Here is a 14,412-nt window from a genome sequence, read left to right on the forward strand (position 1 = left end):
TTGCGTGGACGACCTCCTTGACGATGTTGACGTTGGTAAGCTACATTGAGACAGGTAAGCATTTCTTGAAAGGTCTCTTTTTGAACACCTATGAGAAGTTTGAAGTTCTCTGAACTGAGTTTTTGAGCTTTTTCATACATGGTTTCCATACAAATAGTATATCACATTTGGTTACCGAACAAGTCTAATATAGAAAAAACTTAGGTTTCCCCAAGTTTTTTCTTGTTTTACTAAAAATGATAGATATAGGAAGTCGTCACACAAGTGTTACCCTCGGATACACTTTGTGGCTCATCCCTTACACTTGAAAGGGCTATTCCACTTCATCAGTTTCATTCTGATAGCGTTCTGTCCCCCACCAGTAGGGCATGAGTTCTTTTAGAGTAACCACCTCACCTCGAGCATAGTCTAGCATGATTTCCATATCTTGATTTTTAAGTGACAATTGCAGTAAAAATTCCCGACAGGCACCACATGGCATACCTGAACCTCCTCCATAAGGAGGTTGATCACGAAAGGCTATCATCCGCTTGATGCTGGTTTGACCAGATGTTTGATACATATTAAAGGCAGCAGCACGTTCTGCACACAAATGAAAAACACCTGCTGTCGCCTCCATACAAAATCCACTAAAAATCTGACCATCTTCTGCCTCACAGGCAGCCACTACATGACGGGCGTAGACAAAAGGTGTCACTTCCTGTGGGGCATACTCTTGCTTAGCAACTTCATATAGTTTAGCCCAACTATCCATTTCTCTCTCCTATTGTATAAGTTCGTCCATAAGAATCACGTTTCAAAAAGCCATAATCAACCAAGTAGCGCCGTAAAATAGCGGTATCATCATAGTAGCGATGAAAAAAGTCATTGATTTCTTTTTCAGTAAATGTCTGACCTTGTTCAGCTAAGGCTTCCTGAAAATAGGCAAATAACTGCAACTTTGCTTTTTCTTTTTTAGGAATGGTCACCAATCGACCTTCCTTAAAATATTTTTGGTATATTTCTGTTTGCTTCATCATACTATCGAATTTCTGCGCCTAATTGACCAAGAGCCACTGATATTTTTTCCATATACTTAGCTACTTCCTCATCTGTCAGGCTATCTTGAGGATTTTGGAAGGTCAAATTGTAGGCCATTGATTTTTTACCTGCTTCTATATTGCTACCGGTGTAAATATCAAAGAGGCTAACTTTCGTGAGGCGTTTGACATTGGCAGAGGCAATCGCATCAAGAATTGCTTGGTGCTGGATCTCATCATCTACCAAGAAAGCAATATCACGGCTAACGGCTGGGAATTTTGAAATCTCAACAAAGGTCTCAGCAGGCTGAAGGGCTGCCTCAATCGCATCCATATTCACCTCTGCCACATAGGTTTCTGGAATACCGTAGTCTTTAGCCAGTTGTGGATGCACCTGTCCCACAAAACCAATCACCTGACCAGCGAGTTCAATCTGGGCAGTCCGTCCTGGATGAAGGGCTGCAAGGTGACCAGTCGCCACATAATCTACTTGCAGGGAATACTTAGCAAATAGGGCTTCTAAAATCCCTTTTGCATGGAAAAAATCAACAGGAACTGCTCTTGTTTGGAAATCTTTTTCTACCACTAAACCTGTCAAAGCAAGAGCAAATTTCGTTATTTCTTGTGGTAAATCTTGACTTGGATCCCCTGACTGTTCAAAAACTTTTCCGATTTCATACAAGGCCAGATCCTTATTTTTACGGGCTACATTATAGGCAACAGTTTCCAGCATGCCTGAAATCATGTTTTGACGAAGGGCAGAACGATCCACCGTCATCGGCCACATCAATTCTGTCACAGTGGTTGGAGTTAGGTTAAATGCAACAGCCTTTTCAGGAGTTGTCAAAGCGTAGGTAATGATCTCACTCAAACCTGCCCCCTCAGCAACCGTCCGAATTTGACGGCGGAGCTTCTGGCTGGTCGTCAATTCGCCTGCCGTCCCGTCTTCTTTTGGCAGGGTTGTCGGGAGCTTGTCGTAGCCATAGATCCGCGCAATTTCTTCTACTAAGTCTGCTGGAATCCGAATATCCCAACGGCGACGGGGAACCTGAACGGTGAAACTTCCCTCATCACCCGCAATTTCCATGCCCAAGCGGTGGAAAATATCTGTAATATCGCTGTATACGAGCTTGGTTCCTAGTGAGCGGTTGACATAGTCAAGACTGGTAGAAACAGGGATCGGGCTAGTCTCTACTTCTCCTGCTGAAACGACACCTGCTAGGACTTGACCACCTGCTAACTCTGCAATCATGCTCGCAGCGGCATCCATTGCTGCGGCAATATCTGCCACGTTAATCCCTTTTTCAAAACGAGAAGACGATTCGGAACGGAGATTCAAACGACCGGATGTTTTCCGGATTGATTTTCCATCAAAAAGGGCAGCTTCTAAAACGATATTTTTAGACTGGTTATCAATCTCTGTCGCTGCGCCCCCCATGACACCACCGAGAGCAACAGGCTTATCTGCAACGGCAATCACAATGTCGTCTGCCACCAATTCGCGCTCTACCTCGTCCAAGGTCACCAAGCCTTCTCCGTCTCGCGCATCACGCGCCACAATCGCTCTTCCTTCAAATTTATCCAAGTCAAAAGCATGCATTGGTTGCCCAAAATAAAGCAGAATATAGTTGGTCACATCAACGACATTGTTAATCGGACGGATCCCTGCATTCATCAACAGGTTTTGCAACCACTGGGGACTTGGGGCGATAGTGACATTTTCAATCACACGTGCACGATAGGTTCTCACTTTCCGGGACTCAATCGCAACCTCGATCACATCACTGGCTTTTTTCTCTGTTTCAACCAGTGGGAACTCTGTAAAGCGAACCGCCTTGTCATAAATCGCTGCGACTTCATGAGCCACCCCACGCATGGAAAGAGCATCCGCACGGTTTGGGGTAATCGATAGTTCGATCACTTCGTCATCCAAATCAAGATAGGAGAATACTTCCTCACCATTAACCGCATCTGCTGGTAAGATCTGGATCCCGTCTGCAAACTCTTTTGGAACAACCGAATCTGAAATACCAAGCTCACCGAGGGAACAGATCATGCCGAGCGATTCCAAGCCACGGATTTTTCCTTTTTTAATCTTATAATTATCTGCAATGCGTGCGCCGGGAAGCGCCACCATGACCTTGATACCTGCTCGGACATTTGGTGCCCCGCAGACGATTTGGCGTGGAGCTTCTTCGCCCACATCCACTTGGCAGACATGGAGGTGCGTCTCTGGTACATCTTCACAAGAAAGGACTTCTCCCACTACGATTTTTGATAGACCTGCTGCAGGAGAGGCCACACCTTCTACCTCAATCCCTGTCGTAGACATTTTTTCAGCCAGATCCTTGCTCGGCACCTCAATGTCCACTAATTCTTTTAACCATTTATAACTTACTAACATCTTACTTCCTCATTTTTCTTCCGTTATCCGCTTTTTAAGGAGCCAGTCAATATCCACTGTTTCTCCTGTCACGTACTCGTGCTGACTAAAGCGTTCAAATCCATACTTGAAATAAAACTGTTGCGCTTTCACATTCTTCTCCCAAACTCCTAGCCAAGCCCAAGTAAAACCAGCTTCTCTCGCTTGATCTAGGGCAAATTCAAACAAGGCCTTACCAAGACCGTAGCCTTGGTGGGATTTTAAGACATAAATCCGTTGAATTTCAAAGGCATCTTCTAACTCATGTTCGGTCTGGGCTTGACCCCAGTTAACCTTTAGAAAGCCAACCGGCTTTCCCTCATGGAGAGCAAAATAGTGGGCAGACTCTTGATGATGCCATTCTTTTTCCAATGTCTCAAGAGCTAAATCATGAGTATAAAAATACTCCAAATCTGCCTCCTTGATAAATTCGCCAAAGGTTTCTCCAAAAGTCTGTATCGCTATTTCCCTAAGCAAGGGAAGATCTTTTTTCTCAATTTCAACAATCATCTGAACACCTTATTTGAATTGCTCGGAAAAGCGCATGTCACCTTGATAGAAACCACGAATGTCATTGATACCATAACGGAGCATGGCAATCCGCTCCTGACCAAGCCCAAAGGCAAAACCAGAGTATTCAGTTGGATCAATACCGCTCATTTCAAGAACATGGGGATGTACCATTCCAGCCCCCAAAATTTCAATCCAACCTGTCTTCTTACAGACATTGCAACCCTCACCCCCACACTTGAAGCAGGATACATCAACCTCAACAGAGGGCTCTGTAAATGGGAAATAAGAAGGACGTAGACGAATCTGACGATCTGCTCCAAACATTTTCTTGATAATCATCTCCAGCGTACCTTTTAAGTCGCTCATGGAAACATTTTTTCCAACCACCAAGCCCTCAATCTGATGGAATTGGTGGCTGTGGGTAGCATCATCAGTATCGCGACGGAATACACGCCCCGGTGAAATCATCTTGAGCGCACCCTTTGAAAAGTCATGCTGATCCATGGTCCGCGCTTGGACGGGACTGGTGTGAGTCCGCATCAAGATTTCTTCAGTAATATAGAAAGTATCTTGCATATCGCGAGCTGGATGATCTTTGGGGAGGTTCATCCGCTCAAAATTGTAATAGTCTTTTTCCACTTCAAAACCATCGACAATCTGGAAGCCCATACCTAGGAAAATATCTTCAATTTCCTCGCTAGTCTGGGTCAAGACATGGCGGTAGCCTTGGCGAACAGGGCGTCCTGGTAAGGTCACGTCAATCGATTCTTGAGCGAGTTGCGCCCGAATTTTTTCGGCTTCTACCAGCGCAACTCTTTCTTCAAATGCCTTGGTCAAGACATCACGGACTTCATTGACCTGCTTTCCGATAATCGGCTTCATCTCGTTCGACAGGTCTTTTAAGCCTTTCAATAAATCGGTCAAAGAACCTTTTTTTCCAAGTACAGCAACCCGTAAGTCCTGCAAATCTTTCGCATTTTCATGACGAATCTTTTGCAACTCATCAAGCGTTGATTGTTTTAATTCAGCTAATTGTTGTTCAATTGTTGACATAGTTCCTCCAAAATAAAAACGCATGACCACACCCAACCGGAGCGTTGTCACGCGGTACCATCCGTTTTCATTTGCATGCTGCAAATCTTTATTTCTAAGCCCTTATGCGAGTGAATTCGACCTATTTTCACCGAATGAGCTTTCAGTCACGGCTCATCTCCCTGAACAGTTTCCCTAGATGTACTAGTCTCGCAGACTTCTATTCAATTACTTCTATTCTAGCAAAAACAGCAGGATTTAGCAATACTTCAATCATCTATCACCACGCCGTACGCATGAAGAAAATGCATGTAACCATTTTCTAGTTACATGCATTTTTTCAATACGCTTTCAGCTATTTTACATTTTTCGTCATCATTTCTTTAGCCCTGTTAGGATTATAACATAAATTTAGAGCTAAAAATGAGTTTACATGTTGAAAGTCTGATTTCTGAAAGCTATATTTTCTTCATACATTTGGCGTGAATCTACTTCTGTCTCTTCATCACATAGATCCCCAATTCAACTAATAGCATCAATCCGAGAGCAATCAGTCCTAGACTCATGTTGCTGTTGGTAGCTGGTAAGCTCTTCTTAGGCTTTGATTTACCACTCTTATCCTCTATTGGAGGATTCTTAGAATCTGTTAATTGCTCCTTAGGAACAGGAGTGAGTTCTTTCGGAACATGGCTGTTGATAATCAATGTCCCTTCAATCTGGGTGGTATAACCTGATACTTCATCTTCCTGAACTGTATACTGAATGGATTGACCATTCTGATACTGATCTAACTCCTCAAAGCTATAATTCCAGCCAGTTGCTTCAGAGACAGTTGCAGTTTTTCCTGTATCAACACCATTCGCAAAAAGATGTACCGTAATACTACTTGGGCGAATACCGTCCTTATTATTGGCATCATTCCAGATCTTGGAACCCTTGATACTAATTTTCTTCGGTGTATAGCTATTTGTAATCGTATACTTGTTGTCTGTCGCTGTAATGCTAGCAGTATACTCTGCCGTTACAAGTTCTTCCACACTATAAGAAACTTCTTTCCCAGCAGCATACTTTGGAAGGTCTTTTGATTCAAAGGACCAACGACCTGTTTCATCTGGTGTGACCGTGATACGCTCCACCTCAGTTCCCTGACCATCTTTCACGACTAGGACAATACTGGCTGGACGTTTACCATCCTGATCGTTGGCATCGTCCCAAACCTTGCTTCCACTCAGGCGAATCATCTCAGGACTACGAGAATTGACAATCTCTTGTCCCTCTACTTTAGCTAGATAGCCAATTTCTGCTAATATAGCCAAAGTCGCTTCATCTTCACGAACAGAGTAGGTAATTTCCTGACCTTTTTCAAACTGTGGCAGTTTTGTGAAACTTCCGATCCATTTATCTGCATTCGTCTGGTCTGCGGCTGTCAGCGTCAGGGTCTTACCGATCACTGCGACTGGCTCACCGCCTGCCACAGACTTATAAAGCTGAACCGTGATAGAGTTTGGACGCTTACCGTCTTGGTTCCCCTTATCTGCCCACTTTTTAGTCACTTGGTAGCTGATTTCTTTTGGTGTATAACTATTTGTGATAGTGAAATCCTCAATCTTCGTGCTATACTCCTCTACTGCTACTTCTTCAACAGTATAGCGAATGGCTTGTCCATTGGCATATTTTGGCTTGTTGGTAAAACGTATACTCCAGTTGCCAATTGCATCTGGCTGAAGCATTTGGCTATCAACACGTTCCCCATTGGCAAGCAGGTGAACAGTAATGGAGCTTGGACGCTTACCGTCTTGGTTATCTCCATCTTCCCAATTCTTATGAACAGTAATATCAATCATTTCTGGTGAATAACTGTTGGTCAAATCATAGCCATCCACTCTGGCTTGATAGCTTGAAACTGCTTCCTCGACAATTGCATAAGTGACCAATTGTCCAGCCGTGTATTTCGCAAGATTGCCAAAGTGATAGCTCCAATTATCTGCCGCTGTCACTGTCTTACTCGCTACCTTTTGACCATTAGCAAGAAGATGAACTGTAATCGAATCTGGACGCTTACCATCCTGATTATTGGCATCATCCCAATTCTTAGTCCCTGATACTTCTGTCACCTCTGGGCTATAAGTATTGGTCAAATGATAACCTTCCACCGTCTTGGTATAGCCATCTGGAACGTCTTCATCAATCGTATAGTTAATGACTTGTCCATTTTCAAATTGCGGAAGATTGGTAAAGCTGTACTTCCAATCATTTTGCGAGGTGATCTCTTTGGTCTCCACCTCTGTGGTCTGTCCTCCAACAGTTTTGAAGAGTTTGACAACCAGTTTCTCTGGACGCTTGCCATCTTGATCCTCATTATCAACCCAGGTCTTGGTACCTGAAACTTCGGTGGTCGCTGGGGAATAGCTATTGGTGATGGTAAATCCGTTTACCATATCACCTGTCGTTCTGGATTGGTAACCTGCTGGAACTGCAACCTCCTGAAGAGTATAAGCAATCACTTTACCAGCCTTATACTTATTCAGACCGTCAAAACTTCCTCTCCAATTATTGACCTCGTTAAGCATCAATAGCTTGCCCTCAACAGCCTGACCGTCAGCGTAAAGCTGAACAGATACCTGTTCTGGACGTTTGCCATCTTGATTGTTGGTATCTTCCCATACCTTATTCACGGCAATGGATGTTTTTTCAACTTCATAAGTATTGGTCAAATGATAACCTTCCACTGTCTTGGTATAGCCATCTGGAACGTCTTCATCAATCGTATAGTTAATGGCTTGTCCATTTTCAAATTGTGGAAGATTGGTAAAGCTGTACTTCCAATCATTTTGCGAGGTAATCTCTTTGGTCTCCACCTCTGTGGTCTGTCCTCCAACAGTTTTGAAGAGTTTGACAACCAGTTTCTCTGGACGTTTGCCATCTTGATTCTCATTATCAACCCAGGTCTTGGTACCTGAAACTTCGGTGGTCGCTGGAGGAGTATCAGTTTCTCCTTTTGTATTCGCAACAGACAGATAGGTTAAGCCCGTCTCTGAAACGATTACTTTTTTAGAAATACTATCTATGCGATAGCCCATCGGAGAAGTTGTCTCTGTGACGAAATACTCCCCTGGTTCCAATTTATTAGATAGGGCAACTCCTTTTTTGTTGGTTGTCAGTGTCTGAATGACTGCCGAAGGATCACTTGTTTTGGCAATTTTAAAACTTGCTCCAGCCAATAATACAGCTGCATCTTCAGCATCGTATTTTGTAATGCGAATACGGGCTCTTAAATCACCCGTAATGGTGCCACCAACTGCTTGTTCTGAATGACTTGCATTTGTAGTCGTACTGGTATTCTCTGTTGTTTGATCACCTGTTGTAATAGAGCGATGAGTAAGCATTGCTCTTTGATTTTTATACAAGGTGATACCATTAGAAATCGAATAGCCTCCCTCTGGAACATCTGTCTTATAAGTCAACTCATAACTCTTTGTACCAACATTATTTCCCAGATTTAATTCAAATGCTGTTTTTCCGTCCTTTAAAATCAACAAAGCAGTATCTTCAGCAGAAGAGATAAACTCAGCCTCATCTGTTGTAATCTTTATTCTTTTTACAACTGTAGGTGTCGTTCCACTATAAATCACCTCATTGAGTTCAAAGCTATCCTCTTTGTATGGAAGAACAACTCCATTAGTCAAGTTCAAGCTATCTCTAATTGTCACATTACTTGTACCGTAATCACCACCAGAACGATTAATACGTACCTTCCAAAGCATTGAAGTAGTTGAATACTGTGCTAACGCCGCCTTATATTCCCCTATTGATATTTCCCCTGCTAGTAATTTTTGAATCAATTCTGGCGGAGCTCCGCTTGCCTGAATATACTTCTCCACACTTTTATATATATTTTCACCATTGATAACGGGTTCTCTAGACCATGAACTCCCTTCTGTATAATTCACAGTATGTTGGCTACCATCAGGGAAAGTGAAGTGGTTTTCTCCACGACTTACACGCGCAGAAGCTTTTACCTTAAATGTCCCTCTCACATTCTCTAACCCTGCAATATCATTAGAAAATGTAAAGGTGAGCAAACCAGTATTTCTACTCGTCGATAAGGTTCCCAATTGCGTTCCATCAATATTTAGCAATGCATAACTGCCATTGTTTAGGACAATCTTACTATCCTTTGAATTGAAAGGAACTGTAAAAAAATCCCCAGGCTGAATGCTGGCTCCTAAACTAGAAGCATCCCATTCACCTTCAAAATTAAAATCTACTAACATTGTTTCTAAACTACCTGTTTGATTATTTGGTAGACCAGAGTATTTCAAATTAGAAACGACAATGCTATTCGTTACATCTGTTGCACTTACTGTTTGAAAGGTAGCAACTGCAATAAACAACGCGTAAAATATACATGTAACAAACTTTACTATCCTCAATATTTCTCCCCTCTTCTAATCCCTTTTACTTCATTCTAAGACAAGTTAACGAAGTAATGAAATAAACTAAATGACTATGATTAAGAATAATATCAATGAATTATTTAATCTTCATCTTTTGATTTTTTCTTGTTAAAGAATCCATATCCAAGTAAAGTACCAAAGGTTACAAGCCCTGCAAGTGCAAGATTTGAAGTTGCTACACCGGTCTTAGGAAGAGTGGTTCTAGGTTTGATAGTAGTTGATTCAGAGTTTCCACCAGAATCATTGGCTCCTTTTCTACCTCCGCTATCTGTGCTAGCATTATCACACTTATCACATTTATCTTGCTTTTCACATTGGTCACATTTATCGCCCTTGTCACCTGGATCGCCTTTGTCGCCCTTGTCACCGGGGTCACCCTTGTCGCCGGGGTCGCCTTTATCGCCTTTGTCGCCTGGATCGCCTTTGTCGCCCTTGTCACCTGGATCGCCTTTGTCGCCTGGATCGCCTTTGTCACCCTTGTCGCCCTTGTCACCTTTGTCGCCTGGATCGCCTTTGTCACCCTTGTCGCCCTTGTCACCTTTGTCGCCTGGATCGCCTTTGTCACCTTTTTCACTTGGAGCAAGAACTGTTCCATCAACTGCTGCGCTAACTTCTTTACCAAGTTCAGTCTGTGTTACAGACACATTGTCACCTTTTTCAAGTGTTGCCGTATCTGGTACTTGTACAGCCCAGGTTCCATCAGCTCCAACAGTTGTTGTTACTTGACTTTGATCTTTGAATGTTACAATAATCGTCGCACTTGGAATCCCCTTACCCGTAACTGCTACATCTTCTACAGACATCGCGTGGATAATTGGATTCGCTGATACTTCCACTGTCTTAGGAACAACCGTTACCTCTATTGAGTTACTTGGAGATTTTCCTTGGGCTAGCTGTTTGGCAGAAACGACTTGACCAACTGTCAATGGGATTGGTCCAGTAGCAGACCAAGTATTATCGTCACCCACTACGACATCTACTGTACTACCATCTGGGAAGGTTAGTGTTACCGTTGCACCAGCAACACCTACACCAGTTACTGTTTCGCTACCTTCTACAACTGGATTGATGATTGGTGCTGATGTCACTTCTTGTGCAACTGGGCGGTATTTTGCATAGTACACAAGATTTCTATTCACTACGGTATTCAAAATGGTATCCTTATCCACTACATTCGTTGTCGGGTCAACATACCAACCAACAAACTCATACCCTTCTTTTGCGACAGGCTCTGGCAAAGTATTATTTGCAATAGTAGCAATTTTTCTCGTATTACCTTCTACCTTAACGGATACCGCCGCTCCATCACGAATCAAGCCTTTTTCTATATCTGTCGCGAATGTCACTGTATGCTCTGGTACAGCAAATGTTGCTCGCAAATCAATATCACCTTTTGCGCTGATATTCAATGCTTCTTCTGCCGTAAACAATTGATTAGCCAACTCAGGATATTTTTCTTTCATGGAATCATCAATACGCCAACCAACAAATTGATAACCATAAGCTTTTTCGGCATCACTCAATGCAGGTTCTATTAGGATATTGATCAAATTATTTAGTTTGTCATTGAACAGCACACCATGTAAGGTTGCAAATTTATTTCCTTCTTGTTCAAAGTAATGCAGACCACCTTCAAATAGGGTTAGATTTTGACCAAAATCTATTGGATTCCCATCTGCACCATTTAATACATAGGTACCTGCATCTGTATGTAGTCTCAAAGCGTATGGCTGACGAACAACTGCAAATAACACTGTGCTAACTGGTGTTGTATTTCCTGCATCATCTATCGCTGGATTTCCATATTTATCAATTTTCACTTGACCCTGCACCCTTACTTGACCATTTTCAACAATGATAGGTTTTGAGCGATTGGCATTTTGGAAAGGTACTCCAAATTCCTGCAAGGCCGGTAAATCCAAGACCTCATGTGGAATACCGACAATATTTGTCGTTCCTATTTCGATATAGTAGGTACCATCTCCGACTTCATCAAAAGCAAAATCCCCCATGGTACCACCGACTCCTGAATTGATCTCTTGAATTACATTTCCTGACGCATCCAGTAGTTTCACTGGAACACTTGTATAGCCTCTAAGCTCTGTTTGTCCATTAGGCGTAGAACCTTGTGAACCTGTCAATAATCCTGTATTAAATTGACGTGCATCTGCATTATCCCATATCTTAACTTTACCCGTCACTTGAGTAGTAACTTGTTCTTCCGCAGCATAGACGACTATTTTCCCAAATACAGCCTGTCCAAGCGGAGACATCGGGCTCACAAGAGCACTAGCAAGAAGAACTGAACAGACACCTACCGAGAACTTCCGTATTGAAAATATTTGTTTTCGTTTTGGATACATAAATTTCCTCCATAATTAAATTGATAGTCAAAGAAAATTAAAACATATTAAGAAACGAGAGCGTTAAACAATTCCTAGACCAAAGAATTCTTACATTTCTAAGTAATTATCTTTTTGTTAAAGACTTATAACTTGAGTTCAAGTTCCCTAAATTCTCTTGACAAAGTGTGGTTTTAATCTTCAGATTGCTTTTAAACATCTCGATTATTTTTTCTAGTTCTAAGCTTTAAATCAATGACAGCAGAAGCAGTCACAATCATAAAAGTCGTCAGCGGAAGAAATAGTTGAGAGATCTCTCCTGTTTGAGGGAGAATTTTTTGATGATGTTGATCTTTTTGAATGAGTTGAGGTTCTTCTTCCACTTTATCATCAATTGATAAAAAATGATTTTTCTTATTCGAGTCATAACTTGTCCCATCTTTTGACCCGCCAACAGGTGCTTTCTTCGTGCCGTACTCGATAATCTCGTCTACCGCCTCGGTGGTGATAGTGTTTGATTTCTCCACACGACTGGTCTCACGACCGTCTGTCAAGGTTACCGTCTCTACTATGGTACGAACACCATTGTGACCTTGTTGAACAACTCTTTCCTCTCCCTCTAGCATATCGGCATTAGAACGGCGGACTGTCTTATAGGAAACTGGGACGGTATGACTTTCTTCTCGCGTCTCAACGACTGGAGCTTGCTTGGTGCCGTACTCGATAATCTCGTCTACCGCCTCGGTGGTGATAGTATTTGATTTCTCTACACGGCTGGTTTCACGACCGTCTGTCAGGGTTACCGTCTCTACTATGGTACGAACACCATTGTGACCTTGTTGAACAACTTGCTCGAAGCCCACAGCTAGGGTATCATTAGGACGGCGGACTGTCTTGTATGCCACAGGTTCCGTGCGACTTTCTTCTCGCGTCTCAACGACTGGAGCTTGCTTGGTGCCGTACTCGATAATCTCATCTACCGCCTCGGTGGTGATAGTGTTTGATTTCTCCACACGACTGGTCTCACGACCGTCTGTCAAGGTTACCGTCTCTACTATGGTACGGACACCATTTTGACCTTGTTGAATCACTTGCTCAAAGCCCACAGCTAGGGTATCATTGGGACGGCGGACTGTCTTGTATGCCACAGGTTCCGTGCGACTTTCTTCTCGCGTCTCAACGACTGGTGCTTGCTTGGTGCCGTACTCGATAATCTCGTCTACTGCCTCGATGGTGATAGTATTTGATTTCTCTACACGGCTGGTTTCTTGACCATCTGTCAAGGTTACCGTCTCTACTATGGTACGTTCACCGTTGTGACCCTGTTGAACAACTCTTTCCTCTCCCTCTAGCATATCGGCATTAGGACGGCGGACTGTCTTATAGGAAACTGGGACGGTATGACTTTCTTCTCGCGTCTCAACGACTGGTGCTTGCTTAGTGCCATACTCGATAATCTCGTCTACCGCCTCGGTGGTGATAGTATTTGATTTCTCTACACGGCTGGTTTCTTGACCATCTGTCAAGGTTACCGTCTCTACTATGGTACGTTCACCGTTGTGACCCTGTTGAACAACTCTTTCCTCTCCCTCTAGCATATCGGCATTAGGACGGCGGACTGTCTTATAGGAAACTGGGACGGTATGGCTTTCTTCTCGCGTCTCAACAACAGGCTGTGATGGCTGTGGAGTTACAGTACGTGCAATTGCAACAGCTTCAATAGGTAAAATTGTACGTGAACCATCATCTGTATAGGTAATGATGAGATTCCGTCCCTCATACGTTAGGGTATGGGCATACTCACCAATATAATATGTCTCATCCAAAAGCTGATTAATTTTCGCTAGCTCACTGTCCGTCAAACTATCAAAGTTAACAACTGATATCTTTAAATTCTCTGAAACAGGATTTTGGAATTCTGGCTCTAATTCTTTTGCAATCGTCGGGGATAAGCTTTTCACCGCTCTATTCAAGGCATTTACAGCTGTATCAATCACAGGAGTGTTGGCAATATTTCCAAACTCGGTCTGGTAATTGACCACGGCAAACATTTCCTGCAAACGGTTATAAATCGCAACTTTCTCCTCTTGGGTAACCGTATTATATGCCATATCTGCACGCTTCGCATCAATCAAACCAGATATTTCAGAGAAATAACCTGGGGCTAGCTCCTGAATCGCACGTCCCTTTGATACTGCAAGTTCAAGAGAATCAGCCAAGGTCGTTGCCTGGGCTAAAGCAGCTACATAAGCATTATAACTCTCACTCGTATAATCATTAGGATTAATATTCGTACTCGCTGCCTTATCGCGAATCGTCGCAATCGTTGCCTCAATACTCTCATAACTTGGAGTTGGAGTTGTAAAGAAATTCAGGTTTGACTTTACTCGTCCCTCAAGGTCAAAAATATCCCGAGCTGTTACCTGCTGTGTTTCTGCATACACATATGAAATAGCTGCCGCATTTGGAATGAGTATAGCACCAATCGTGACAGAAGCTACTCCAACAGAAAATTTGCGAATCGCATACTTTTTAACTTTATTCCAATCAAACGAAGTTTTTTTCACAATCGTCTCCTTATCTAATAACTGTGCCGTCTTTTAAAACGGATATGGCATATAGAACAA

8 protein-coding genes and 1 pseudogene are annotated in these 14,412 nt (G+C 42.8%); all 9 read right to left on the reverse strand.

The annotated features are described in order from the left end of the window. Positions 1-149 (reverse strand): annotated as a pseudogene (locus BU200_RS11225) (IS5/IS1182 family transposase); the annotation flags it as partial. A gap of 164 nt (positions 150-313) precedes the next feature. Then, complete coding sequence (locus BU200_RS03720) at positions 314-754, reverse strand: cytidine deaminase family protein (RefSeq protein ID WP_075098889.1); 441 nt, start codon at positions 752-754, stop codon at positions 314-316. After that, positions 747-1,016 (reverse strand): DUF2087 domain-containing protein, encoded by a 270-nt coding sequence (locus BU200_RS03725; protein WP_075098923.1) that lies wholly within the window; start codon positions 1,014-1,016, stop codon positions 747-749. The genes BU200_RS03720 and BU200_RS03725 overlap by 8 nt, the downstream gene beginning before the upstream one ends. 4 nt (positions 1,017-1,020) lie before the next feature. Further along, positions 1,021-3,423, reverse strand: coding sequence for a phenylalanine--tRNA ligase subunit beta (gene pheT, locus BU200_RS03730; protein ID WP_075098890.1), 2,403 nt, complete (start codon positions 3,421-3,423; stop codon positions 1,021-1,023). Between the two features lie 9 nt (positions 3,424-3,432). Beyond that, positions 3,433-3,951, reverse strand: a complete 519-nt coding sequence (locus tag BU200_RS03735) for a GNAT family N-acetyltransferase (RefSeq protein ID WP_075098891.1) — start codon at positions 3,949-3,951, stop codon at positions 3,433-3,435. A 9-nt stretch (positions 3,952-3,960) separates the two neighbouring features. Then, on the reverse strand, positions 3,961-5,007 hold the full coding sequence (gene pheS / locus BU200_RS03740; protein ID WP_075098892.1) for a phenylalanine--tRNA ligase subunit alpha: 1,047 nt from the start codon (positions 5,005-5,007) through the stop codon (positions 3,961-3,963). A 467-nt stretch (positions 5,008-5,474) separates the two neighbouring features. Then, positions 5,475-9,380, reverse strand: a complete 3,906-nt coding sequence (locus tag BU200_RS10615; protein WP_083609351.1) for a Cna B-type domain-containing protein — start codon at positions 9,378-9,380, stop codon at positions 5,475-5,477. A gap of 143 nt (positions 9,381-9,523) precedes the next feature. Then, positions 9,524-11,806: an Ig-like domain-containing protein gene (locus BU200_RS10620; protein WP_083609352.1), complete on the reverse strand. Its 2,283-nt coding sequence runs from the start codon at positions 11,804-11,806 to the stop codon at positions 9,524-9,526. Between the two features lie 191 nt (positions 11,807-11,997). Further along, complete coding sequence (locus BU200_RS03765; RefSeq protein ID WP_075098893.1) at positions 11,998-14,352, reverse strand: G5 domain-containing protein; 2,355 nt, start codon at positions 14,350-14,352, stop codon at positions 11,998-12,000. Between the last annotated feature and the right edge of the window lie 60 nt (positions 14,353-14,412).

Origin of the sequence: Streptococcus acidominimus (assembly GCF_001921825.1) — a bacterium.
Classification (GTDB): domain Bacteria; phylum Bacillota; class Bacilli; order Lactobacillales; family Streptococcaceae; genus Streptococcus; species Streptococcus acidominimus.